Origin of the sequence: Echinimonas agarilytica, from assembly GCF_023703465.1 — a bacterium.
In the GTDB taxonomy this organism is placed as follows: Bacteria; Pseudomonadota; Gammaproteobacteria; order Enterobacterales; family Neiellaceae; genus Echinimonas; species Echinimonas agarilytica.
Map to the genome: position 1 here is coordinate 244828 of NZ_JAMQGP010000003.1, position 23819 is coordinate 268646.

26 protein-coding genes are annotated in these 23819 nt (G+C 45.8%); 22 read left to right on the forward strand and 4 right to left on the reverse strand.

Going from position 1 to position 23819, the window contains the following annotated elements:
* Window positions 1-6: 6 nt before the first annotated feature.
* From rbfA to nlpI, 5 genes are all read left to right on the forward strand, one after another.
* A complete protein-coding gene (gene rbfA / locus NAF29_RS08350) occupies window positions 7-396 on the forward strand; it encodes a 30S ribosome-binding factor RbfA (protein WP_251261117.1) in 390 nt (129 codons plus the stop codon).
* Window positions 396-1349, forward strand: coding sequence for a tRNA pseudouridine(55) synthase TruB (gene truB, locus NAF29_RS08355; protein ID WP_251261118.1), 954 nt, complete (start codon window positions 396-398; stop codon window positions 1347-1349). The genes rbfA and truB overlap by 1 nt, the downstream gene beginning before the upstream one ends.
* A 142-nt stretch (window positions 1350-1491) precedes the next feature.
* Complete coding sequence (gene rpsO / locus NAF29_RS08360) at window positions 1492-1761, forward strand: 30S ribosomal protein S15 (protein WP_251261119.1); 270 nt, start codon at window positions 1492-1494, stop codon at window positions 1759-1761.
* 207 nt (window positions 1762-1968) lie between these two features.
* A complete protein-coding gene (gene pnp, locus NAF29_RS08365) occupies window positions 1969-4110 on the forward strand; it encodes a polyribonucleotide nucleotidyltransferase (RefSeq protein WP_251261120.1) in 2142 nt (713 codons plus the stop codon).
* Between the two features lie 99 nt (window positions 4111-4209).
* Window positions 4210-5103 carry a lipoprotein NlpI gene (nlpI, locus tag NAF29_RS08370; protein ID WP_251261121.1) on the forward strand — a complete coding sequence of 298 codons (894 nt, stop codon included), beginning with the start codon at window positions 4210-4212 and terminating at the stop codon, window positions 5101-5103.
* 71 nt (window positions 5104-5174) lie between these two features.
* Here the strand turns inward: nlpI and NAF29_RS08375 are convergent, their stop codons facing one another.
* Window positions 5175-5480 carry a ComEA family DNA-binding protein gene (locus NAF29_RS08375; protein WP_285817683.1) on the reverse strand — a complete coding sequence of 102 codons (306 nt, stop codon included), beginning with the start codon at window positions 5478-5480 and terminating at the stop codon, window positions 5175-5177.
* Window positions 5481-5765: 285 nt separating this feature from the next.
* Between NAF29_RS08375 and galU the strand changes: the two genes are divergently transcribed.
* From galU to NAF29_RS08395, 4 genes are read left to right on the forward strand one after another with little or no spacing between them, the layout of a single operon-like run.
* Complete coding sequence (galU, locus tag NAF29_RS08380; protein ID WP_251261122.1) at window positions 5766-6662, forward strand: UTP--glucose-1-phosphate uridylyltransferase GalU; 897 nt, start codon at window positions 5766-5768, stop codon at window positions 6660-6662.
* 12 nt (window positions 6663-6674) lie between these two features.
* Complete coding sequence (gene galE, locus NAF29_RS08385) at window positions 6675-7691, forward strand: UDP-glucose 4-epimerase GalE (RefSeq protein WP_251261123.1); 1017 nt, start codon at window positions 6675-6677, stop codon at window positions 7689-7691.
* Window positions 7692-7739: 48 nt separating this feature from the next.
* Entirely contained in the window at window positions 7740-9083 is a 1344-nt protein-coding gene (locus NAF29_RS08390) for a UDP-glucose dehydrogenase family protein (RefSeq protein WP_251261124.1), read from the forward strand.
* 15 nt (window positions 9084-9098) lie between these two features.
* Entirely contained in the window at window positions 9099-10097 is a 999-nt protein-coding gene (locus NAF29_RS08395) for an NAD-dependent epimerase (RefSeq protein ID WP_251261125.1), read from the forward strand.
* A 75-nt stretch (window positions 10098-10172) separates the two neighbouring features.
* On the opposite strand, the gene NAF29_RS08400 is transcribed toward NAF29_RS08395, so the two are convergent.
* From NAF29_RS08400 to cmoA, 3 genes are all read right to left on the reverse strand, one after another.
* Window positions 10173-11228, reverse strand: a complete 1056-nt coding sequence (locus NAF29_RS08400) for a phosphotransferase enzyme family protein (RefSeq protein WP_251261126.1) — start codon at window positions 11226-11228, stop codon at window positions 10173-10175.
* 166 nt (window positions 11229-11394) lie between these two features.
* Complete coding sequence (gene cmoB / locus NAF29_RS08405; RefSeq protein WP_251261127.1) at window positions 11395-12369, reverse strand: tRNA 5-methoxyuridine(34)/uridine 5-oxyacetic acid(34) synthase CmoB; 975 nt, start codon at window positions 12367-12369, stop codon at window positions 11395-11397.
* Between the two features lie 79 nt (window positions 12370-12448).
* On the reverse strand, window positions 12449-13183 hold the full coding sequence (cmoA, locus tag NAF29_RS08410; protein ID WP_251261128.1) for a carboxy-S-adenosyl-L-methionine synthase CmoA: 735 nt from the start codon (window positions 13181-13183) through the stop codon (window positions 12449-12451).
* Between the two features lie 223 nt (window positions 13184-13406).
* Between cmoA and NAF29_RS08415 the strand changes: the two genes are divergently transcribed.
* The 13 genes from NAF29_RS08415 (at window position 13407) to pal (ending at window position 23819) form a co-directional block, all read left to right on the forward strand.
* Window positions 13407-13634 carry an FmdB family zinc ribbon protein gene (locus NAF29_RS08415; RefSeq protein ID WP_251261129.1) on the forward strand — a complete coding sequence of 76 codons (228 nt, stop codon included), beginning with the start codon at window positions 13407-13409 and terminating at the stop codon, window positions 13632-13634.
* An 81-nt stretch (window positions 13635-13715) separates the two neighbouring features.
* Window positions 13716-15494 carry an aspartate--tRNA ligase gene (gene aspS, locus NAF29_RS08420; RefSeq protein WP_251261130.1) on the forward strand — a complete coding sequence of 593 codons (1779 nt, stop codon included), beginning with the start codon at window positions 13716-13718 and terminating at the stop codon, window positions 15492-15494.
* A 5-nt stretch (window positions 15495-15499) separates the two neighbouring features.
* Window positions 15500-15934 (forward strand): dihydroneopterin triphosphate diphosphatase, encoded by a 435-nt coding sequence (nudB, locus tag NAF29_RS08425; protein WP_251261131.1) that lies wholly within the window; start codon window positions 15500-15502, stop codon window positions 15932-15934.
* A 29-nt stretch (window positions 15935-15963) separates the two neighbouring features.
* Window positions 15964-16710: a YebC/PmpR family DNA-binding transcriptional regulator gene (locus NAF29_RS08430; protein ID WP_251261132.1), complete on the forward strand. Its 747-nt coding sequence runs from the start codon at window positions 15964-15966 to the stop codon at window positions 16708-16710.
* Between the two features lie 5 nt (window positions 16711-16715).
* Entirely contained in the window at window positions 16716-17237 is a 522-nt protein-coding gene (ruvC, locus tag NAF29_RS08435; protein WP_251261133.1) for a crossover junction endodeoxyribonuclease RuvC, read from the forward strand.
* Between the two features lie 105 nt (window positions 17238-17342).
* Window positions 17343-17954 (forward strand): Holliday junction branch migration protein RuvA, encoded by a 612-nt coding sequence (ruvA, locus tag NAF29_RS08440; RefSeq protein ID WP_251261134.1) that lies wholly within the window; start codon window positions 17343-17345, stop codon window positions 17952-17954.
* Window positions 17955-17987: 33 nt separating this feature from the next.
* Window positions 17988-18998: a Holliday junction branch migration DNA helicase RuvB gene (gene ruvB, locus NAF29_RS08445; protein WP_251261135.1), complete on the forward strand. Its 1011-nt coding sequence runs from the start codon at window positions 17988-17990 to the stop codon at window positions 18996-18998.
* A 490-nt stretch (window positions 18999-19488) separates the two neighbouring features.
* The gene (gene ybgC / locus NAF29_RS08450; RefSeq protein ID WP_251261136.1) at window positions 19489-19908 is read left to right on the forward strand and encodes a tol-pal system-associated acyl-CoA thioesterase; all 420 of its coding nucleotides are present in this window, start codon (window positions 19489-19491) and stop codon (window positions 19906-19908) included.
* On the forward strand, window positions 19898-20587 hold the full coding sequence (gene tolQ, locus NAF29_RS08455; RefSeq protein WP_251261137.1) for a protein TolQ: 690 nt from the start codon (window positions 19898-19900) through the stop codon (window positions 20585-20587). Before ybgC ends, tolQ begins: the two co-directional genes overlap by 11 nt.
* A 2-nt stretch (window positions 20588-20589) precedes the next feature.
* A complete protein-coding gene (gene tolR / locus NAF29_RS08460; protein ID WP_285817684.1) occupies window positions 20590-21012 on the forward strand; it encodes a protein TolR in 423 nt (140 codons plus the stop codon).
* 30 nt (window positions 21013-21042) lie between these two features.
* Window positions 21043-21927 (forward strand): cell envelope integrity protein TolA, encoded by an 885-nt coding sequence (tolA, locus tag NAF29_RS08465; RefSeq protein ID WP_251261138.1) that lies wholly within the window; start codon window positions 21043-21045, stop codon window positions 21925-21927.
* A complete protein-coding gene (tolB, locus tag NAF29_RS08470; RefSeq protein WP_251261139.1) occupies window positions 21927-23279 on the forward strand; it encodes a Tol-Pal system beta propeller repeat protein TolB in 1353 nt (450 codons plus the stop codon). Before tolA ends, tolB begins: the two co-directional genes overlap by 1 nt.
* Window positions 23280-23315: 36 nt before the next feature.
* The gene (pal, locus tag NAF29_RS08475) at window positions 23316-23819 is read left to right on the forward strand and encodes a peptidoglycan-associated lipoprotein Pal (protein ID WP_251261140.1); all 504 of its coding nucleotides are present in this window, start codon (window positions 23316-23318) and stop codon (window positions 23817-23819) included.

Genomic DNA, 23819 nt, shown 5'->3' on the forward strand with positions numbered 1-23819 from the left:
ATACAAATGGCAAAAGCATTTAAAAGAACAGATCGTGTTTCACAGCAAGTGAAAAAGTCGATCGCGTTAATCCTTCAACGCGAAATTAAAGATCCTCGTATCGGCATGGTGACCGTGTCTGATGTTGAAGTGTCACGAGATCTGGCATACGCAAAAGTATATGTCACATTTTTGTTTGACGACCCCACTGAAATTGAAGGTGCTCTAGAAGCATTGAAAGATGCCTCGGGTTATATTCGCAGCCTAGTGGGTTCTCAGGTCAAAATGCGGTTGACGCCAGAACTCCAATTTATCTATGACAGTTCATTGACCGAAGGCATGCGTTTGTCAAACGTAGTATCGGGTGCAATTTCTGAAGATGAACGCAAACGAAAAGATAAAGAGCAAGATTCTTAATGGGAAGACGCAGGAAAGGGCGTCCAATCGATGGTGTTGTTTTAGTCGATAAGCCCACAGGAATGAGCAGCAATAATGTGCTGCAAAAGGTCAGGGCCATGTTTTTTGCGCAAAAAGCTGGCCACACCGGGGCTCTGGATCCGCTTGCAACTGGCATGCTGCCAGTCTGTTTGGGGGAAGCCACTAAATTTAGCCAGTACCTTTTAGATTCGGATAAGAAATATCGAGTGGTGGCTCGTTTAGGTCAACGGACGGATACATCGGATGCCGATGGTGAATTGATTAGCGAACGAGCTGTGAATGTTTCATGGGCTCAGGTTGACCAAGAACTGGAACACTTCCGAGGCCCAATTTTACAAACTCCTACCATGTTCTCTGCTTTAAAGCACGAAGGCAAGCCGCTGTATAAGTATGCACGCGAAGGCATTACCATCGATCGACCCGCACGTCCCATTGACATTTATTCGTTTGAGATCGTGTCACTAGACGCTGAACTGTTAACGATGGATGTGCATTGCAGTAAAGGTACCTATGTACGTACTTTGGTGGATGATTTAGGTGAAATGCTCGGGTGTGGGGCCCACGTTCAGGAGCTACGCCGTACCGCTGTTGCTCATTACCCCACCGATCAAATGATGACGATGGATGAACTCCAAGCACTGCGCGACAAGGCTAATGCTGAATCGAAGTGTCCTGGGGCTTATTTGGACGAACTATTGTTGCCCATAGATAGTGCTGTCGTGGCATTACCTAAAGTATGGATAGGTGAGTCGGCTGCCTCTTATGTGTTAAATGGAAACCCAGTACGTGTTGAGACTGAAGTCACAGACGGACAGGTGAGGATCATCCGCGAGGCATCAGACCAGTTTATCGGTGTGGGTGAAATTGTTGACGAACATATGCTCGCGCCAAAGCGACTGGTGGTGCCTACTCACGAAAGGGTTCCATCCTAAACTGCTGCAGAACATGGCCTATTTCTGTGAGTCGAGTAGAAGTTCTTGCAGTTTACCCGTGAAGTCGCTATATTACGCGGCCTCTACCAGCCGCTGAATTAGTGATCGGCGCTGGTTCATTCAATAAATCGGGAGATTTAATATGTCACTAAGTGCTGAAAAGAAAGCTGAAATTGTAGCGGAATACGCACAGGGTCAAGGCGATACTGGTTCTCCAGAAGTTCAAGTTGCTTTGTTAACTGCGCAAATCAACCACTTGCAAGGTCACTTCAAGACTCATATCCACGATCACCACAGCCGCCGTGGTCTTCTTCGCATGGTAAGTCAACGTCGTAAGTTGCTTGACTACCTTAAGCGTAAGAACCAAGAGCGCTACCAAGCAGTGATTGAAAAATTAGGTTTGCGTCGTTAATTCGAGGCTTATCCAAAAAAAGGGGCTTAATTGCCCCTTTTTTGTATCTAAAATTTAACACTTTTATGTCGTAGACCTTACCTTCCGCATACTCTGCACATTCATCGTCTATTTTCTGCGTGCAAAGCTTTGCAATACGCTGGATTCCAGTATACTTATGCGGCGAAATTGAAAGTGAAAATATAGAAAATTAATAGGAAATATAACGTGAAGCCGATTGTAAAAACATTCCAGTACGGTCAACACACTGTTACTTTGGAAACCGGCGTGATTGCACGTCAAGCTACCGCTGCTGTATTAGCAACGATGGATGACACATCAGTTTTGGTCTCAGTAGTGGGTAAAAAACAAGCAAACCCAGGCCAGGATTTCTTTCCACTGACGGTTAACTATCAAGAAAAAGCATACGCTGCAGGTAAGATTCCAGGTGGTTTCTTTAAACGTGAAGGACGTCCAACCGAAGGCGAGACACTGATTGCTCGTTTGGTTGACCGCCCAATTCGCCCTCTATTCCCTGATGGGTTCATGAATGAAGTGCAGGTGATTGCAACTGTTGTTTCATTGAATCCTGAAGTGTCTGCAGACATCGTTACTTTACTCGGTACTTCTGCAGCCTTGTCTATTTCTGGTATCCCATTTAATGGGCCAATTGGTGCCGCACGCGTTGGTTACATCGACAACGAATTTGTGTTGAACCCATTGCGCTCAGAACTACCAAATTCAAAATTGGATTTAGTGGTTGCGGGTACTGAATCAGCTGTATTGATGGTTGAATCTGAAGCTGAAGTATTGTCTGAAGAAGTCATGCTCGAAGCCGTTGTATATGGCCATGACCAGATGCAAACAGCGATTAATGCCATCAATGAGTTGGCTGCTGAAGTTGCTACTCCAGCGTGGGATTGGGTTGCTCCAGAGAAGAACGTAGCACTTTACGACCAAGTGCTGGCTGCTGCGGAAGCTCAATTTGTTGAAGCATACCAAATTACAGAAAAAGCTGAGCGTTACACCAAAGTTGGTGAGATTAAAGCTGCAGTCACAGCCGCTTTAACGGAAGCTGACGAAACAGTCGATGCACGCGAAGTAGGCGACATTCTTTACTCGGTAGAGAAAAACGTCGTTCGCCAACGTATTATTGCGGGTGAGCCACGTATCGATGGACGTGATCCAGAAATGGTTCGTGCGTTGCACGTAGGCACTGGCGTATTGTCACGTACGCACGGCTCTGCATTGTTCACACGCGGTGAAACGCAAGCGTTAGTTGCCTGTACATTAGGGACGAAGCGCGATGCTCAAATTCTTGATGAGTTGGCAGGAGAGCGCACTGACAACTTCTTGTTCCACTATAACTTCCCTCCATACAGTGTGGGTGAGACTGGTTTTATCGGCTCGCCTAAGCGCCGTGAAATTGGTCATGGTCGTTTGGCAAAGCGTGGTGTCGCTGCGGTAATGCCTGATGCCGAAGATTTCCCGTATACAGTTCGTATCGTATCGGAAATTACTGAATCTAATGGTTCAAGTTCAATGGCGTCTGTATGTGGCTCTTCACTTGCATTGATGGATGCTGGTGTTCCGATTAAAGCATCTGTTGCAGGTATTGCGATGGGCTTAGTATTGGAAGGCGACAAGTCAGTTGTATTGTCTGACATCTTAGGTGATGAAGATCACTTAGGTGATATGGACTTTAAAGTGGCCGGTACTAACGATGGTATCACTGCTTTGCAGATGGATATTAAAATCGAAGGTATCACTAAAGAGATCATGCAAAAAGCATTGCGCCAAGCACGCGCCGCTCGTTTGCACATCTTGACAGTGATGGACGATGCTATTGGTTCTGCACGTGAAGAAGTATCTCAGTTTGCTCCACGTATACACACTATCAAGATCAACCCAGAGAAGATCAAAGATGTGATTGGTAAAGGTGGTGCAACGATTCGTTCTATCACTGAGCAAACCGGTACAAGCATCGATATCCAAGACGACGGTACAATTAACATTGCTGCTGTTGATGGCGTTGCCGCTGAAGCTGCGCTTCAACGCATCAAAGAATTGACTGCGGAAATCGAAGTAGGTCGCATTTATGCTGGCCGTGTGACACGCATTGTTGATTTTGGTGCATTCGTTGAAATCTTACCGGGCAAAGAAGGCTTGGTACATATTTCTCAAATTGCTAATAAGCGTATTGAGAAAGTGACAGATTATCTCGAAAACAACCAAAACGTAGATGTGAAGGTTCTCGAGATTGACCGTCAAGGTCGTGTTCGCTTGAGTATCCGTGAAGCAAATCCTGAGCCAGCTGCAGAAACAACTGAAGCTGCTGCTCCTGAAGCCGCTGCACCAGAAGCAGAGTAATCTGCTCCTTATCGTCAACTAAAGTTGGCGATAAGATATCAAACACGCATAATGGGTCAATCAATCGATTGGCCCATTTTTTTGCACTAAGCGAATTCTATGATCAAATCTAATATCCTGGTTTTAATCGGGACACTATTGTTAGCAGCATGTTCTGCGACGTCCAATCACAGCGCTGATGCGCAAAACACCTTGTTGGCCGTTCCTCGCCAACCCGGTATTGAACAGCAAGCAGCCATTGCAAAGCTGACTGAAATTATCAATTTAACAGATGCATCCGAAGAGCAGCGTGCGCGTTTGTATTACGATCGTGGCGTGCGCTATGACTCTGTGGGCATGAAGGCTCTTGCTCATTTAGATTTTAATCGAGCATTGCACCTAAAGCCTGATTTTGCAGAAGCGTATAATTTCATTGGGATTCATTACACACAAGGTGAGCAGTTTGTAGATGCTTTTGAAGCGTTTGGCTCTGCAATAGAGCTCGATGCTAACCATCAATACGCGATGCTTAATCGCGGCATCGCTCGTTACTACGCTGGACGCGTTGAGCTAGCCACTGAAGATTTCTCTGAATTTTACCAACGCAGTCCGTCTGATCCGTATCGTGTGTTGTGGCTTTATATCAGTGAAGTCGAAACTGATGAAATCAAGGCTCAACAAAACCTCTTAACGCATCGCGAAAAACTGAATACTCAGGATTGGTCGACGAGTATTGTTGATTTGTACCTTGGACGCATCTCCGAAGAGCAGTTTTTATCACTTGTACCTTATGGTATTGAGAGCGAAGAAGCGTATGCAGAACGATTATGCGAAGCGTATTTTTACCTAGGCAAGCTCTTAGAGCATAACGGTGAATACAATGCCGCTGCCAAATACTTCAAATTGGCGTTAGCCACAAATATTTATGACTTCGTAGAGCATCGCTATGCACTGTTAGAACTCAAGCGAATCGCGCTGATTTCAATGAAAAACAATGAAGATAAAAGCGCATAGCGCCTCATGTCAGCTGTTTAAGTTACTGTAAAAAAGGGACCTTCGAGGTCCCTTTGTCATGTTTTGAGTGTTTAAATTTCAATGAAATTTCGATTTCGCTCAACGAGGGCAGATCCAACGCCTTTTACTTCGGTTAATTGATCGATCGAAGTAAAATCGCCATGCGCATCTCGATAGTTCACGATCGCTTCTGCTTTTTTCAATCCAATACCATAAAGTAAGTCAGCAATGACCTCGGCGTTTGCCATATTGATATTAACTTTATTAGTAATGACTGAGGTTTCAGAAGGGGCTGGTTCAGCCGCGATAGTGGGCTGAGATATGCATGTTAAAAGCGCAACAGAAACTGCTGCAACCAATTCTTTGGTCGATTTCATAATGCTTGTCCTTAAGCGTAATGTCATGAGAATGTCACAAACCGTGACGACATTACTTTAGAACGTAGATTAAATAAGGTCAAATTTTATACAAATAAGCACGTTAAAGAAAGGTTGCAGAGTCATCAACACGTCAGACTTAACCTTCGCCATATTTCAGTGTACTCTAGGCTACAAAATGTAAGATGTAGTCAGCTGTTCATTACTCAGCCGAGTATTTGGGCATTAAATGGCATGGATCGTAGCTATTTAAAATGGCCGATAAATAAGACTGAAGGACAAACAATGCAAGTAAAGAAGGCAGTTATTCCTGTTGCAGGTTTAGGCACTCGCATGCTACCCGCCACCAAAGCAATCCCCAAAGAAATGTTACCTGTTGTTGATCGCCCCTTAATCCAATATGTGGTTGAAGAGTGCGTTAAAGCAGGCATCAAAGAAATTGTGTTGGTGACTCATAGTAGTAAAAACTCCATTGAGAACCACTTTGATACAAGTTTTGAACTCGAAGCAACGCTGGAAAAGCGTGTGAAGCGTCAATTACTTGAAGAAGTTCAGGCTATTTGTCCAAAGGACGTAACTATTATGCATGTGCGTCAAGGCACAGCATTGGGTCTCGGCCATGCTATTTTATGTGCCAAACCATTAGTGGGCGAAGTACCATTTGCCGTTGTTTTACCTGATGTATTGATTGACCGTTACGATGCCGATCCAAAGCGCGACAACTTGGCCGAAATGTGCAGCATGTTTGAAACCACTGGTGCTAGCCAAATCATGGTTGAGGCTGTACCCCATGAGCAGATCAGTAATTACGGCGTGGTTGATATCGGCGGCAAAGATTTAGCCCCTGGTGAATCTTCGCAAATGCTTGGCACGGTTGAAAAGCCAGATGCAGATGAAGCTCCGTCTAACCTCGCTGTTGTGGGGCGTTATGTTTTAAGTGCTGAATGTTGGGATTTACTCGCATTCACACCTCCGGGAGCGGGCGGCGAAATTCAATTGACCGATGCGATTGGATCGTTGATGAAAGTTGAACCTGTTAATGCCTACTACATGAAAGGCAGAAGCCATGATTGCGGTAGTAAGCTGGGTTATATGCAAGCCAACTTAGAATATGGTGTGCGCCACAGTTCAATTGGTGAAGACTACAAAGCATTCTTAAAAGAATTTGTAGCGAAGCTTTAAGCGAGCATAACAATGGAAGTTTTAGTGACGGGCGGCGCCGGTTATATCGGTAGCCACACTTTGATTGCAATGATTGCTGAAGGCTATAAGCCGGTAGTGGTCGACAATTTATGCAACTCAAGCTCAATTTCACTGACCCGTGTAAAAGAAATTACCGGCCTTGATGAGATTCCATTTTATCAAGCCGATATTCGCGACGAAGAGGCTCTTGATGCAATCTTCAACGCGCACAATATCGACGCGGTGATTCATTTTGCAGGGTTGAAAGCCGTGGGGGAATCAACTCAGATACCACTGTCGTACTATCAAACCAACGTCGCAGGCACGTTAGTGCTTTGTGAGGCGATGAAAAAAGCGGGCGTTAAACGCTTAGTGTTTAGCTCATCTGCCACTGTTTATGGTGATCCGGCGTCGGTACCTATTGTTGAGTCATTTCCTACATCAGCAACCAACCCATATGGGCGTTCTAAACTGATTGTTGAAGAAATCTTAACAGACTTAGCTCAATCAGATGATGAATGGGATATCGTTTTATTACGATATTTTAATCCCGTTGGTGCGCATCAAAGTGGGTTGATTGGTGAAGACCCAAATGGCATCCCGAATAATCTGACTCCTTACATTACGCAAGTGGCCGTGGGTAAACTGCCCCAGCTCGGTGTGTTTGGAGGGGATTACGATACCAAAGACGGTACCGGCGTTCGTGACTATATCCACGTGTTAGACTTGGCTGACGGTCATGTCAAATCACTTCAGCATTTGAAACAGAAACCAGGTTTGGTGACCTATAACTTAGGCACCGGTATCGGCTACTCAGTGCTAGAAGTGGTTACGGCCTTTTCAAAGGCTTGTGCACGAGAAATCCCTTATCAAATTATGGAGCGTCGCCCCGGTGATATTGCAGAGTGTTATGCAGATCCGGAGTTGGCGTTTACCAAATTAGGCTGGAAAGCTGAGCGCGGCCTATCTGAGATGGCGATTGATGCTTGGCGCTGGCAATCGATGAACCCTGATGGATATCCATCGTAGTTGGGTGTGTTTCAACAAATTTATATTTATCTTAAAAAGTAGAAAGCGATGAAAGTTACTGTATTTGGAATTGGTTACGTTGGGCTTGTTCAAGCCGCGGTCATGGCGGATTTTGGTCATGAAGTCATGTGTGTTGATGTTGATGAAACACGTGTAGAGAACCTTAAAAAAGGAATTATTCCAATCTACGAGCCAGGCTTAACGCCACTCGTAGAGAGCAATTACAAAGAAGGTCGCTTGCACTTCACTACAGATGCTAAAGCGGGTGTTGAGTTTGGTGAGTTGCAATTCATTGCTGTGGGGACGCCTCCGGATGAAGATGGCTCTGCTGATCTAAAATACGTTTTGGCTGTGGCTCGGACTGTTGCACAGCACATGAATGGCTACAAAGTTGTCATTGATAAAAGCACGGTTCCGGTAGGAACAGCCGATAAGGTTAATGCGGCGATTGGAGAAGTCCTGAAAGAGCGCGGAGTCGATTTTGACTATGCAGTGGTGTCAAACCCTGAGTTCTTAAAAGAAGGTGCTGCTGTTAGCGATTGTATGCGCCCAGACCGAATCGTGATCGGCACTGATGATGAAAAAGCGCGTGAGTTAGTACGCGAATTGTACGCTCCATTTAACCGCAATCACGACCGTATCATTTTCATGGATGTACGTTCAGCGGAACTTACCAAGTACGCAGCTAACTGTATGTTGGCGACTAAGATCAGCTTCATGAACGAAATGTCAAATATGGCAGAACGTTTAGGTGCGGATATTGAAAAAGTTCGTCAAGGCATCGGTTCAGATGCGCGTATTGGTTATCACTTTATCTACCCAGGTTGCGGGTATGGTGGTTCGTGCTTCCCGAAAGATGTACAGGCTTTAGTTCGTACAGCCGATTCTATTGGTTATGATTCAGAACTCCTCAAAGCAGTTGAGTCTGTGAACTACGGCCAGAAAGAAGTCTTATTCAACCGCGTGAAAAAGTATTATGGCGATGACTTGAAGGGCAAAACCATTGCACTATGGGGGCTCTCTTTCAAACCCAATACGGATGATATGCGTGAAGCATCAAGCCGTGTATTGATGGAACGTTTGTGGGCTGAAGGCGCAAAAGTTCGTGCATTTGATCCAGAAGCGATGGAAGAGGTTCAACGTATTTACGGCACTCGCGAAGACCTTGAGTTGGTCGGTACGAAAGATGCTGCTCTGAAAGGTGCCGATTGCCTTGTGATTTGTACTGAGTGGAAAGTGTTCCGGGCGGCAAACTTTGAAGAGATTAAGTCTCAAATTTCAGATCCAGTGATTTTCGATGGTCGTAACTTGTACGAGCCAGAGATGGTTGAGCGTTATGGTCTTGAGTACTATGGCATGGGCCGTGGTGCCAGCATTAAACTCGAATCGTAAGGCTCGTTTATTACTATGAAAATACTGGTCACGGGTGCCGCTGGGTTTATCGGCTTCCATTTGAGCAAGCGATTGTGTGAGTCGGGTATTGAGGTTGTGGGTATCGACAACCTCAATAATTACTATGATGTGCAATTGAAGTTGGATCGTCTTGCGATTTTAGAGCCACTCGAAAGCTTTCGTTTTATCAAACTAGATCTGGCTGACCGTGAGGGCATGGCTCAACTATTTGAAACAGAGAAATTTGACCGAGTGATTCACTTAGCCGCTCAGGCTGGGGTTCGTCATTCACTCAAAGCTCCATTTGAATATGTTGATTCAAACCTAACAGGGATGATGTCAATCCTAGAAGGATGTCGACATAGTAAGGTTCAACATCTCGTGTTTGCATCATCAAGTTCAGTGTATGGCATGAATGAATCGATGCCTTTCACCACAGATGACAATGTTGATCATCCCGTGTCTTTGTATGCTGCGTCCAAGAAAGCGAATGAGCTGATGGCTCATAGCTATGCGCACTTGTATGGTCTGCCTACCACTGGATTGCGGTTCTTTACCGTATATGGCCCGTGGGGACGTCCTGATATGGCTTATTTCTTGTTCACTGATGCAATGTTGGCAGGCAAGCCAATCAAGGTATTTAATCATGGAAAAATGCGTCGTGACTTTACCTATATTGATGACATCGTAGAGGGAATTTTGCGGGTTGCAGACAAAGTGCCGCAACCGAACCCAGACTGGGCTTCTGCCGCGCCGTCGGCAAGCAAAGCACCTTATAAGATCTACAATATCGGCAATAACGAGCCTGAAGAATTGGGTGTATTTATTAGTACACTTGAGAAGCATTTGGGGATCGAAGCAGAAAAAGAAATGTTACCGATGCAAGCCGGAGATGTGCCTGCAACTGCTGCCAACATTGATGATCTCGTTCGAGATGTGGGGTTCTCACCTTCCACCACTATCGACAAAGGTTTAGGTGAGTTTGTGAAATGGTATAAGTCGTACTATTCCTAACTGATTGCTTAAAAAATAAAAGCTCCTTTGTAGGAGCTTTTTTTATGGATGACGTTTAATGGAGACTGAATGGAGTTATGCGTACTCTGCACTCAGTATTTCAAAGCATATATCCGTTAATGCTTGTGTATCTGAGTCTAAGTACGCCATGGTCTTTTGCAATTTAACCATTACCAAGTCAAAACCTCGATCGGTGACGTCAAACTGATGTTCTGCCAGTCGTTGTAAAAAGTGAACCTGAACTAAGGCAGGAAGGCATTCAAGCTCTTCTTTTGTCAAAGGTTGGCGCTCTGAATAGGTACCAATGATTAGCTTCAAACAATGACGCCAACCGTCTTCTCGGCTCGCTCTGCTTTCGCGTTGGCCATGCCCTTGTTCGACGCAATACAATGCGAACTGAAATAAGTCGTAAATTCTCAAATCTTTTCGCGCGTCATCTAAACCTAAACAGGCAACTAGCTTGGCATCATCATCGCAAAGAAAATTGGAGCGATGGAATGAGCCTAAAATATTAGTCTTTTGACATTTCTTGATAAGCTCAGGGGTCAACATACGCGACAAGCCCATCGCCATCGGCATGGCGCTGTGCATCAGGTTCAACATAGCATTAGCACATGCGTTGCTTTGTTCCAGCGTGTGTAACTCGCAGCGGTACGTCATTAACTTATTGGTTAATCCTGACAAGTTATAACTACAAATTTGTTGAGACGTTGAATTGAGCGCGAAGTCTTGACCCACTTGATGAAAAGTTGCCAGCCCTAAACTTAGGTTTCGAATGTGTTCATCGGTAATTCTTTCTCCTTCAGGAAATGTATTACCCTTGATAAATTCACTTGCTATGTACAGCTCTGAGCGCCGATATTCAGTGACCGGCTGCCCATTTTTATTCGCAATGACTCGCGGTGTAGGGCAACCGTTTTGATGAAGCTTTAAAGCAAATTCAGCTTCTTGATGAAGCCGACTCATACTGTTGTTTTGAATGTGGTGTTTTAAGGCGATCTTGCCGCGCTGAGTTTGAACAAAAAATATTTCGTTGACGCCAGATGTTGCGCAGATTTCAATATTGGCTTGAGGCTCCAAACCATAATGCTGAAGAACGTCTTCCAATCGCTTGAGAATTGGCGTTGCCATTGCATTCCCTCTAGTTACCGAACGTGCGTATCTATTTAGTATTAGCCGAGCTTTTTTAATTCGATAGCTCTTTCTATGTGAGCAAACATCGGATTTTGATAAATATTTACACTTCTGTGTTCCGGTGAGCCTAACAAATCTGACATAGAACGATGTATGAGCTTAGCTAAATCGGTTTTTTAGCAATCAGAGCAGCCCGCAGTGGGGCAGGATGGCCTTCGACTGTTTTATTGACGTCATTCGGGTCTAGAAAATCTGCAAGACTCTCATTTGTCATCCAGTCCGTTCGGCGTTGCTCGTCAATGCTGGTTTGATCCAAATCGATTAATTCAACATGGGTAAAGCCTACTCGATTTAACCACAATTCTAGTGCTTTTGCGCTAGGTAAAAACCATACATTTCGCATTTTTGCATATCGGTCGTCGGGCACTAGCACTTGCTGTTTGTCACCGGTAACGACCAAGGTCTCGAGGACGAGCTCGCCACCGGGTCTTAATAAATCGAATAATTGTTGAATGTGGTCAATAGGTGATTTGCGATGATATAAAACGCCCATTGAAAATACGGTATCAAATGACTGTAGGGCAGGCATTTGCTCTACCCCAATGGGTAACAAGTGAATGCCTGGGGGATTTCCAGCCAGTCGCTTGATTGCCATGAATTGCATTAAAAACAATTCAGCGGGATCGATACCGACCACCATACTTGCCCCAGCGCCTTTCATTCGCCACATGTGGTAACCATTGCCACAACCTACGTCGAGTATTGTGCGGCCTTCTAATGGCTGAATGTGGTGTTTGATCCGGTCCCATTTCCAATCCGAACGCCACTCGGTATCAATATGCAAACCATGTACGTGGTATGGGCCTTTTCGCCATGGGTGAAATTGAGTCAGTAAACCTTCGAGCTTGTTACGAAGACTTTCATCATTCCCTTCAAGCGGGCCAATTCGAACCATGTCTGAAAAGTTCACATCGGTGCAGGCATGCTCTGGTAATTTGTTCAACACGCGCTGCCAACCGGCAAACTTGCTATTGCGAAGCTCTCGTTGCCACTGACCGAGTTGCCCTGGAATGGTTTCTAACCAGTGGCTCATATTTGAATAGGCTAATTCACGGTAAAAATCGTCAAAATGAATCATTAAAAATACTCGGCTTAATCATGGTTGTTTGCGGTCCAATCTAATCGCATAGTTGGCATTGGAACGTCAGTTAGAAGTTTTATTTAATCGCGATGATAGAGCAGAAATTATAACTCTGGTACCACACGCCCGATTCGGAAAACCCAGCTTCACTAAGGCGCTGATGATGTAAATCAATGGTGTCGGTTTTCATGACATTTTCGAGCGCAGTTCTCTTTTGGCTAATTTCCAATTCGCTATAGCCATTGGTCCGCTTGAATTCGTGATGTAAATCGATCAATAGTTCATTCATCGATGCCGAATTATCGCGAACCTTTTCTGACAACAGCAGTAGTCCGCCAGGTTTTAGTCCTGCAGCAATCTTATTTAAGATGGCTTGGCGTTGCTCTGGTGGGACAAATTGCAAGGTGAAATTTAAAACAACGATGGAAGCGTTGGTAATTTCTGTGTCTTGAATATTCTGGCAGTGCAATTCGATAGGAGTGTCACCGCGATATGAGTCAATATGATGCTGGCATCGCTCAAGCATTGCTTCTGAGTTATCAACAGCAATTATTTTACAGTGGCTCTGAGTGTTGTGGCGGCGCATCATCAAGCTTGCTGCACCTAACGAGCAGCCTAGATCATATAGGTTTGTCTCAGCTTGTGCGTATCGCTCGGTTAGCAGTCCCAACGTGTGCAGTATGGTTTGGTAGCCCGGCACAGAGCGCTGGATCATGTCAGGAAAAACTTCAGCAACGCGCTGGTCGAAGTTGAAGTCGCTCATCTGTTCAATGGGCGAAGAGTATATGGTGTCGGTTAAGCGGTTAGTCACAATGGGTCAAAGCAAACAATTTATAATCCGCTAGTTTAACCGATGACGTGGCAGGAAGGTATTGTTCGGCGTAATCAGTTGCACGAACTTCCCTTGGGTGGGTAGCAGGTTGAGCTTGGTTTGCGTATAATTCCCCGCCGTTACAGGGTGTACCTAAACATTGATGTTGCATGCGGCAATATCAAAACACCCGAAGATCAGAAGATAGAGTTTTGAGGGTGTTATGCCAATTTACGAATATCGTTGTGATGATTGCGATCACGAACTCGAAAAATTGCAAAAGATGAGTGACGAGCCTTTAAAAGAATGCCCATCGTGTGGCTCACAAGGTTTGCGTAAACTGATCTCGGCGGCAGGCTTTAGGTTGTCGGGCAGTGGTTGGTATGAAACCGACTTCAAAAGCGGAAACAAGAAAAACCTTGCCGGAGATTCAGGTAAGTCGTCAAACTAAATTTGTTCGGTTTGAATGCAGATCTAGTCAGTTTTTAATTTCAGGCTTTACGGCGTGAAATCCAATATTTAAGGGAACAACATGCGCACAGTGTATTGCGGTCAGGTCAATCCTGAACAAGTCGATCAAACGGTTACTCTTTGTGGCTGGGTTAATAAGCGCCGAGATTTAGGGGGCCTTATCTTTGTTGATTTGCGCGACCGTGAAGGCATCGTTCAGGTTGTGTTTGATCCGGACAACACTGAAGTATTTGAAGTGGCCAACTCATTGCGCAACGAATACTGTGTGCAGCTTGAAGGTGTGGTACGCGCTCGTCCAGAAAGCCAAGTCAATGCCCAAATGGCGACAGGCGCAGTCGAACTGCTTGCAACCGGCCTTACCGTATTGAACGCCAGCGCACCATTGGCTCTCGACTTTAATCAAGAAAATAGCGAAGAGCAGCGTTTGAAGTACCGCTACTTAGACTTACGCCGCCCCATCATGAGCGACCGTATTAAGTTTCGCTCTAAAGTGACCAGTGCAGTGCGCCGTTTCCTTGATGACAATGGATTTTTGGACATTGAAACTCCAATTTTAACCAAGGCGACGCCAGAGGGCGCGCGTGACTACTTGGTTCCAAGCCGCACACATAAAGGCAAATTCTTTGCGTTACCACAGTCGCCACAATTGTTTAAGCAATTGTTGATGATGTCAGGCTTCGACCGCTATTACCAAATTGTGAAGTGTTTCCGCGACGAAGATTTACGTGCTGATCGCCAGCCTGAATTTACTCAAATTGATATTGAAACGTCGTTCATGAGTTCTGTGCAGGTCATGCAAACCACTGAATCAATGATTCGAGATTTATTCAATCAATTACTGGACGTTGATTTGGGTGAATTCCCAACCATGCCTTATTCAGAAGCAATGAAGCGTTTTGGTTCAGATAAGCCTGATTTACGAAATCCTCTAGAGCTGGTTGATGTAGACGATTTGCTCAAAGATGTAGAATTCAAGGTATTCTCTGGTCCTGCCAACGATGCGCAAGGCCGGGTAGCCGTATTGCGTATTCCTGGCGGCGCTAAACTCTCTCGCAAACAAATTGACGAGTATGGCAAATACGTTGGTGTGTATGGCGCGAAGGGCTTAGCGTGGATGAAAGTCAACAATGCGGCCGAAGGTGATGTGCAATCGCCTGTAGCAAAATTCCTCAATGAAGACGTTATTGCTGCGTTGATTGAGCGCACCGGCGCTCAAGATACCGATATTTTGTTATTCGGTGCCGACAACGCGACAGTCGTTGCCGAAGCGATGGGCGCATTGCGCCTCAAAGCCGGTGAAGACTTTGATTTAGTTGAAGACTGTTGGAAACCGCTTTGGGTTGTTGATTTCCCAATGTTTGAAAAACACAACGGTGGCCTAACGGCGATTCACCATCCGTTTACAGCTCCGATTGGCGTCAGCGCCGAAGAGCTCGAAGCAAACCCAGAAACAGCATTGTCGGATGCTTACGACATGGTACTAAACGGTGTTGAGCTTGGCGGTGGTTCGGTCCGTATTCACGACCAAGATATGCAAAGTGCAGTGTTCCGCATTTTGGGTATTAGCGATGAAGAAGCGCGCGAAAAATTTGGTTTCTTGCTGGATGCTCTGAAATTCGGTGCGCCACCACATGCCGGACTCGCCTTTGGTTTAGATCGATTAATTATGCTGATGACAGGTGCCACGTCTATTCGCGATGTGATGGCGTTTCCTAAAACCACAACAGCAGCTTGTCCGATGACAGAAGCTCCGGGATTAGCTAATCCTGCATCATTGGTTGAATTGGGTATTGAAGCCTATGCCGCCGATGAATCATCTTCTGAAAAATCAGCTGAGTAATATTGATGCTGAAGCGTCCAGTTTCGGTGCTGGTGGTTATCATCACTGAAACTGGCGACGCTGCGATCATGCAGCGAGCGGACGACGACCAATTTTGGCAGTCGGTCACCGGAAGTGTCGAATCAGGGGAAGACATAGAAAGTGCAGCGATTCGAGAGCTTGCTGAAGAAACCGGGCTGACCCCCAAAATGGGACGCTGGATCAATATGAATCATAGCGTTTGTTATACAATTCGCCCTCAGTGGAGGCACCGTTACCCCAGCGGTGTTGTCACCAATACAGAGCACTGGTTCGCATTGGTTTTACCCAAGACTGTTCCTTTGAAGCTCGCACCACTTGAACACCTCGATTACCGTTGGTTGACCGCGTCTCAAGCACAAAGCCAGTGCAGTTCGGCAAGCAACGCAAAAGCAATACAAAGATTACTCGACAGCATGTGATAACAGCACACGAGTCAAGGGAGTAGATTATGGCTGGCCACAGTAAATGGGCAAATATCAAACATCGCAAAGCCGCGCAAGATGCTAAACGCGGTAAGCTCTTCACCAAACTCATTCGCGAATTAACGGTCGCCTCAAGAGAGGGGGGGTCGGATGCCGACGCAAACCCTCGGCTGCGCGCAGCAATCGACAAAGCACTGTCGAATAATATGACCCGAGACACTGTAGAGCGCGCAGTAAAACGCGGTGCAGGCGAGCTAGATGGCCAAGAACTTGAAACGATTATTTACGAAGGTTATGGCCCCGGCGGCACCGCAGTCATGGTTGAAACCATGACTGATAATCGCAATCGAACGGTCAGCACTGTGCGCTCAGCATTTACCAAATCAGGAGGCAACCTTGGCACAGATGGTTCGGTTTCATACCTGTTTACCAAGCAAGGGCTCATTAGTTACGACGTTGGCATTGATGAAGACACGTTGACTGATGCCGCATTGGAAGCGGGAGCCGAAGATATTGTTGAGCATGACGATGGCACCTTTGATGTAATCACCACGCCTGAGACGTTTGGTGAAGTCAAAGACGCACTTGATGCCGCAGGTTTAGCGTCCGTAAATGCTGAAGTAACCCAAGTACCATCGACCAAAGCTGAATTGGATTTAGACACAGCAACTAAATTTATGCGTTTGATTGACACGTTAGAAGATGATGATGACGTGCAAGAGGTTTATCACAATGGTGATATTTCAGACGATGTTATGGCCCAATTAGGATAACCGCATTGGCAATTATTTTAGGGATTGATCCCGGTTCAAGAATTACCGGTTACGGTGTCATACGCGCCCAAGGTAGGCAGCTGGATTATATTGGCAGTGGATGCATTCGAGTTGCCGAAGCGAGCTTGGCAGAGAAGCTACGGCAAATCCACGATGGTGTGCGTGAACTGGTGATTCAATTTCAGCCCGAAGAGTTTGCGATAGAACGTGTTTTTATGTCGAAGAATGCTGATTCTGCACTCAAACTGGGGCAAGCTCGGGGCGCAGCGATTGTTGCTGCGGCCTGCCAAGGTCTACCCGTGGCGGAATATGCCGCCCGAGAAATTAAGCAGGCAGTTGTGGGGAGCGGGGCAGCAGACAAAGCACAAATGCAATCCATGGTGACTCATATCTTAAAGCTCAATGCCACGCCTCAAGCGGATGCGGCAGATGCGCTTGGAGTAGCTCTTTGTCATGCGCATACACGCCAAAGCCTCATTGCTATGGCAGGAAAAACGACCGGCACCACCCGCGGTCGATGGCGATAAACCTCCTTTACTCCTCAGAATACTGTTTTTTTTTACAGTGGTAATGCGCTCGTTTACTTTCTTGTGTTACTCTTCAACAAATTATTTGAGTTGTGGAAATAACACGTGATTGGACGTCTACGAGGTGAAGTTGCCGATAAGCAGCCGCCAGAGGTACTGCTGGAGGTTGGGGGCGTTGGCTACGAAGTTCAAATGCCAATGAGCAGTTTTTATAACTTACCTGAAATAGGTCAGCAAGCCACTATATACACCCATTTTGTGGTTCGAGAAGATGCCCAATTGTTGTTTGGCTTTGGCTCTAAGTCGGAACGCGCCTTATTTCGACAATTAATCAAAACCAATGGTGTAGGGCCTAAATTGGGCTTGGCTATTTTGAGCGGAATGACAGCAGAGCAATTTGTACGCTGTGTAAACCTAGACGATGTAACATCGTTGACCAAGCTCCCAGGCATTGGTAAAAAAACCGCCGAACGCCTTTTGATTGAAATGCGTGACAAACTCAAAGATTGGTCCGGAGATGAGACACAAGACTTTGAACTCACCGCGCCAAATAAAGATATTCAAGCACCAGAGCTCGACGCTAAAACAGATGCAATTAGTGCGCTTGAAGCATTGGGTTACAAACATGCACAAGCTAAACAAGCCGTTTCAAAAATTGCTCAAGCTGATATGAGCTCTGAAACGCTGATTCGCGAAGCTCTTAAATCGATGATGTAATCAAGTAATGGCGATGATACAAAGGATGATTCCATGATTGAAGCCGATCGTTTAATTCAAGCGGATGCGACGCGAGAAGATGACGTCATAGAGCGCGCCATTCGGCCTAAAACGTTGGCCGACTATGAAGGGCAGCCTCATGTAAGCGAGCAAATGAGCATTTTTATTGAAGCGGCTCGTAAACGCAGCGACGCGCTCGATCATTTGCTTATTTTTGGCCCTCCAGGGTTGGGTAAAACCACGTTGGCACATATTGTTGCCAATGAAATGGGCGTGAATATGCGTCAAACGTCCGGCCCCGTATTAGAAAAAGCGGGCGACCTTGCAGCCATGCTGACAAACCTAGAGCCCAATGACGTCCTATTCATTGACGAAATTCACCGCTTAAATCCTGCGGTTGAAGAAGTGCTTTATCCAGCAATGGAAGATTATCAGCTCGACATCATGATTGGTGAAGGGCCAGCAGCTCGCTCTATCAAGCTTGATTTGCCGCCTTTTACGCTCATTGGTGCAACCACAAGGGCTGGTTCTCTTACATCCCCGTTACGAGATCGCTTTGGGATTGTGCAGCGTCTTGAATTTTATAGTGACAAAGACTTAACCCGAATTGTTGGGCGTTCTGCTCAGTATCTGAACATGAACTTGTCGGATACGGGCTCGGAAGAAATTGCTCGTCGCTCAAGAGGGACGCCACGTATTGCAAACCGCTTATTGCGACGCGTGCGTGACTATGCTGATGTACGAAATGACGGGCAGGCCGATCATGATACCGCCAACAAAGCGTTAGATTTATTAGATGTCGACCCAAGGGGGTTTGATCTGATGGATCGAAAACTCATGCTTGCGATTATCGATAAGTTTGATGGTGGACCCGTGGGGCTAGATAACGTTGCGGCTGCGATTGGTGAAGAGCGAGAAACCATCGAAGATGTATTAGAGCCATTTTTAATCCAGCAAGGGTTTATTCAGCGCACTCCTCGGGGGCGAATCGCAACCGAAAGGGCGTTTTTACATTTCTCACGTACCATGCCTACGTCGAATTAATCTTAAGCAAATTTCAAGCAAAAAAAAGCCCGCGTAATACGCGGGCAAAATCTTATGCTTCAGGAAAGAAAATAAATTCAGGGAACTACAAATTCTTGAGATGAATAGGCTCTAGCAAAACCTATTCATCGTAAAAATTGTTGAAAACGAACGGTCATGCCGCTTTCGATGAGGTGCATACTAATGTGAGGGATATCGCGTTACAAACTAGATTTTCTTTGCTTTTTGATTAGAAAAACTAATGCTTTCAGGATTATTTTGATAGTGTGAATAATTTATTAAAATGCACCAGTATCGTTATCTTCTGTGATTGAATAAATCGAATAGATTTAGTGAATAACTACTCAATAATAAGTTTATTTCATTCATAACCATTCATTCGGAAGCGAACTGGCCTAGCATTCGATGAGGTGAGTTAAATTTATATGAAACTTTCTGTATCATTTGACGCTCTTATAAAGAGTGCATAGAACATCAATCAGGGACATTTGTGACAACGGAATTACTATCTTTTGAATGGCCGATACGAGTGTATTACGAAGATACCGATGCGGGGGGGGTCGTGTTTTATGCTAATTACCTCAAATTTATGGAGCGGGCTCGCACCGAGTGGCTCCGACAAATGGGTATTGAGCAAGATCTGTTTCTGACTCAAGGTATTGCCTTTATGGTGCGGCGTACAGAGGTTGATTATCGCGCTCCAGCAGTCTTCAATGACGAGCTCATTGTTGTGAGTCAAATTGTTCAAAAAAAACGCGCCAGCTTAATCTTCCAACAAACAATTCAGCGTAAAAATGAAGTTAGCGCAATCGTGACTGGTCAAGTGACGATTGCGTGTGTAGATTTAGAGCGCGGAAAACCTATTGCTATACCCAAATCTATCATGGAGGTGCTGGCACGTGTCGGCTGAAATTTCTATATTCGGGCTTTTCTTAGAAGCCAGCGTTCTTGTTCAGCTTGTAATGCTGACATTGCTCGGTCTTTCGGTTGTGTCGTGGGCCATGATTTTTCAGCGCAGTCGTATTTATCAGGTGGCACAAACTCGGTTGGGCAAGTTTGAAGACAAATTTTGGTCGGGTTTAGATCTCAATCGTCTTTATCAAGAGGTTAACTCTCGTTCCGATGTTGTTGGGCTCGAGAAGATTTTTCAATCTGGATTTAAAGAATTTGTAAAGTTACGCCGTGTTTCACAACGAGATGCAGGCCAAGCGCTGGAAGGCACTCGCAGAGCCATGCGTGTTGCATTATCACGTGAAGTCGACAAGCTTGAGGTCCATCTTCCATTTTTGGCAACAGTGGGATCTACGAGCCCTTACATCGGATTATTTGGAACAGTGTGGGGCATCATGAACGCCTTTATCGCACTGGGCGCAGTTCAGCAGGCAACGTTGCAAATGGTCGCCCCAGGGATTGCCGAAGCACTGATTGCAACAGCCATGGGGCTGTTTGCTGCTATTCCCGCGGTGATTGCATATAACCGCTTTTCAACGCGTGTTGAAAAACTCGAAAATGCATACATTAACTTTGCCGATGAGTTTCTTTCTATCCTCCAGCGTCAAACTGTTGGAGATGAGGCCAAAGAGTCTTAATTATGTCGTTTGAGCGTAAGCGCCGCAAAAAAGTTGCTGAGATCAATGTGGTTCCATACATTGATGTGATGCTGGTGTTGCTGATCATCTTTATGGTGACTGCTCCCCTAATTACTCAAGGGGTGAATGTTGAGCTGCCGCAGGCAGAAGCTGAACCGTTGCCCACCGATACCAAACCGCCTTTGATTGCATCGGTTGATATTGATGGCAATTATTTTCTAACAGTGGGTGATGAACAAGAAACTCCGCTAGAAGTCGATGAGCTTGCAGAATTAGTGGCGGCTCACCTTCAACTTGAACCTGAAACACCCGTCGTGGTGAAAGGCGACCGTCGTGTGCCTTATGAAACGGTCATCGATTTGATGGTGGTTTTACAAAAAGCGGGCGTACCTTCGGTAGGTTTGATGACTGATGATAGTGAGTAGATGTAGGAAGCTGTGGTGAAATCAGGCTCAATGCGCATTTATATAATTATTTCTGTGGTTGTTCATGTGGCAGCCATTGCTTTGTTGTCGCTCAATATGGCGGCCACCCCTAAACCTCCCAAGCAAAACAAACCTCAAGGTCAGCCTATCAAAGCGGTAGCCGTGAATCAAAGTGCGGTTGCTGAACAGGTTGAAAAACTTAAACAAGCGAAAGAAGACAAACGTCTCGCTGAGAAGAAGCGGCTTGAGGACTTGGAACGTAAGCTCAAAGAAGCGGAAAATAAGCGCAAAGCTGAAGAAAGTCGTCTTCGAAAACTTGAAGCAGAGCGTAAGCAAAAAATTGAAGAAAAGAAAAAGGCTGATGCAGCAGCCAAAAAGGCCAAACAGCAGCAGAAAGTAGAGGCAGAGAAAGCTAGAAAAGCTGAAGCCGAGCGCAAGAAACGCGAAGCCGAAAAGAAAAAGGCCGACGAAGCCGCTGCCGCCAAAAAGAGAAAAGAAGAGGCAGAGCGTAAGCGAAAAGAAGAAGCTAGAAAACGCAAAGAACAAGAAGCGCGTGAGCAAGCAGAGCTTGAGCGAATGATGGAAGATGAATTGAATGCCGAAAACCAAAAAATTGGAGAGCAACGTCAAGCTCAAATTTTGTCAGAAATGGACAAATATACAGCGCTCATTCGTGCCACGGTGCAGCGGCACTGGTTGGTTGATGACAGTATGGCTGGCCAGCAGTGCCAATTGAATATCAAACTTGCAAGTAATGGATTTGTCATTTCCGTTGATAACGGGGTGGGCAATAGACTTGTCTGCTCTTCGGCGCGCAATGCCGTCCTTAAAGCTGGCACCATGCCAATGTCTGCCGATCCCGAAGTAAACCAAAAAATGCGAAATATTAAATTGACCATGGAGCCAAATCTCTAATGAGTAAGTTGTTACGAACCTTAATCGCTGCCACGCTAGTGCTATTGGCTATCCCAGCGAAAGCTGCTTTGGAAATTGTGATTACTGAAGGAATTGATAGCGCGCGTCCAATTGCTATTGTTCCATTTAGCTACCAAGGCCAACCGCAGTTACCGCAAGATATTGCTTCGGTTGTTTCTTCGGATTTACGTCGCAGCGGTAAATTCAACCCGATCGCTGTGCAAGCGATGCCCGAGAGGCCTTCGCAAGCAGGCCAGGTTAACTTTGATAAATGGGCGACGTTGGGCGTTGAAGCCATTGTCACAGGCAACGTTACATATATTGGTGACGACAGATATCAGGTTAGCTTTGAGCTGTTGGACGTACTTCAAGGGCAAATGTCTAAGGGAGATGTGGCTATCTCTGCCGACGGCGCTGTCATTTCAAGCCAATCATTTATCTTGGATGGTCGTCGTACTGTCGTGACGGGTAAACAGATGCGTCAATACGGTCATCGTATTAGCGATATCGTATACGAGCGGCTCACCGGCGAACGCGGTGCGTTCTTAACTCGAATTGCTTATGTTGTGGTGCAAAATGATCAGAGCCACCCTTATCAGCTGATGGTTGCCGATTACGACGGTTACAATGAATTAAACCTGCTACGCTCTAAAAAGCCTCTGATGTCACCGGCTTGGTCTCCTGATGGGCGCAAACTTGCCTATGTGTCGTTTGAAAAACACAAAGCGCAAATTTATATTCAGGACTTATACACGAGTGAACGCACACTGCTTACTGATTTTGAAGGTATTAATGGTGCTCCTCGCTGGTCGCCAGATGGTAAGAAAATGGCCGTTGTGTTATCAAAAGATGGCAACCCTGATGTCTATGTTATTGATATTGAAACGAGGGCGGTAAAACGCGTTACAAGAAGTCGTAGCATCGATACAGAACCAAATTGGACCCCTGATGGTGGCAGCCTTGTGTTCACTTCTGAACGGGGTGGCAATGCTCAGCTTTATCGAGTAGAGTTAGCCTCAGGTAAGATAAAAAGGCTTACTTTTGAGGGCGATATGAACCTGGGTGGTTCAGTCAGTCCTGATGGTAAGCAAATGATTTTGGTGAATCGCACGCGCGGCAATTATCATATTGCACGGCAGGACCTGCAGACGGGTACTTTACAAGTGCTGACAGGGACTCGACTGGACGAATCACCGAGCATTGCGCCCAATGGCGGAATGATTATTTATAGCACCGTGCATGGAAATAAACAGGCCTTGGCACTGGTCTCAATGGACGGTCGTTTTAAAGCACGACTCCCTGCGGTAAACGGTCAGGTTAAAGCGCCTGCTTGGTCTCCGTTTTTGCAGTAAGTATAAATAATTAACTTAGATAAAAGGAAACTGTCAATGCAACTGAAACCTTTGACGAAAGGCCTTATGCTGGCTCTGCCGCTTATGGTTCTGGCCGCATGTAGCTCTACAGATGATAACGCTGCAGGTTCTACTGACGATTCAGCAATCACTGGTACTGCGACCCCAATGTTAACGCCTGAAGAAGAGCGTATGCAGCGTTACGCGGAAATGCGTAAAGAGCACATCATCTACTTCGACTTCGACCGTTCAGACGTTCGTGGTGAATTTGCAGAGTTGTTAGCAGCTCACGCAGACTACTTGGTGAAAAACCCAGGTGTAAGCGTTCGCGTTGAAGGTCATGCCGATGAGCGTGGCACGCCGGAGTACAACATCGCATTGGGCGAGCGTCGTGCAAAAGCTGTGACTAACTACCTCATGAGCTTAGGTGTTTTGGCAAGTCAAATCAGCACTGTTTCTTACGGTGAAGAGATGCCTTTAGTGGCTGGCCATAATGATGAAGCGTGGTCTAAAAACCGCCGTGCAGTATTAGTCTACTAA

Excerpts from the sequence above, each read along its gene's own strand:
- tolB (WP_251261139.1), top strand. The coding sequence starts at position 21,927 with ATGAGTAAGTTGTTACGAACCTTAATCGCTGCCACGCTAGTGCTATTG.
- nudB (WP_251261131.1), top strand. The coding sequence starts at position 15,500 with ATGCTGAAGCGTCCAGTTTCGGTGCTGGTGGTTATCATCACTGAAACT.
- aspS (WP_251261130.1), top strand. The coding sequence starts at position 13,716 with ATGCGCACAGTGTATTGCGGTCAGGTCAATCCTGAACAAGTCGATCAA.
- tolR (WP_285817684.1), top strand. The coding sequence starts at position 20,590 with ATGTCGTTTGAGCGTAAGCGCCGCAAAAAAGTTGCTGAGATCAATGTG.
- NAF29_RS08395 (WP_251261125.1), top strand. The coding sequence starts at position 9,099 with ATGAAAATACTGGTCACGGGTGCCGCTGGGTTTATCGGCTTCCATTTG.
- NAF29_RS08390 (WP_251261124.1), top strand. The coding sequence starts at position 7,740 with ATGAAAGTTACTGTATTTGGAATTGGTTACGTTGGGCTTGTTCAAGCC.
- galU (WP_251261122.1), top strand. The coding sequence starts at position 5,766 with ATGCAAGTAAAGAAGGCAGTTATTCCTGTTGCAGGTTTAGGCACTCGC.
- tolA (WP_251261138.1), top strand. The coding sequence starts at position 21,043 with ATGCGCATTTATATAATTATTTCTGTGGTTGTTCATGTGGCAGCCATT.
- truB (WP_251261118.1), top strand. The coding sequence starts at position 396 with ATGGGAAGACGCAGGAAAGGGCGTCCAATCGATGGTGTTGTTTTAGTC.
- ruvB (WP_251261135.1), top strand. The coding sequence starts at position 17,988 with ATGATTGAAGCCGATCGTTTAATTCAAGCGGATGCGACGCGAGAAGAT.
- pal (WP_251261140.1), top strand. The coding sequence starts at position 23,316 with ATGCAACTGAAACCTTTGACGAAAGGCCTTATGCTGGCTCTGCCGCTT.
- cmoB (WP_251261127.1), bottom strand. The coding sequence starts at position 12,369 with ATGATTCATTTTGACGATTTTTACCGTGAATTAGCCTATTCAAATATG.
- rbfA (WP_251261117.1), top strand. The coding sequence starts at position 7 with ATGGCAAAAGCATTTAAAAGAACAGATCGTGTTTCACAGCAAGTGAAA.
- nlpI (WP_251261121.1), top strand. The coding sequence starts at position 4,210 with ATGATCAAATCTAATATCCTGGTTTTAATCGGGACACTATTGTTAGCA.
- rpsO (WP_251261119.1), top strand. The coding sequence starts at position 1,492 with ATGTCACTAAGTGCTGAAAAGAAAGCTGAAATTGTAGCGGAATACGCA.
- NAF29_RS08430 (WP_251261132.1), top strand. The coding sequence starts at position 15,964 with ATGGCTGGCCACAGTAAATGGGCAAATATCAAACATCGCAAAGCCGCG.
- NAF29_RS08400 (WP_251261126.1), bottom strand. The coding sequence starts at position 11,228 with ATGGCAACGCCAATTCTCAAGCGATTGGAAGACGTTCTTCAGCATTAT.
- NAF29_RS08415 (WP_251261129.1), top strand. The coding sequence starts at position 13,407 with ATGCCAATTTACGAATATCGTTGTGATGATTGCGATCACGAACTCGAA.
- NAF29_RS08375 (WP_285817683.1), bottom strand. The coding sequence starts at position 5,480 with ATGAAATCGACCAAAGAATTGGTTGCAGCAGTTTCTGTTGCGCTTTTA.
- galE (WP_251261123.1), top strand. The coding sequence starts at position 6,675 with ATGGAAGTTTTAGTGACGGGCGGCGCCGGTTATATCGGTAGCCACACT.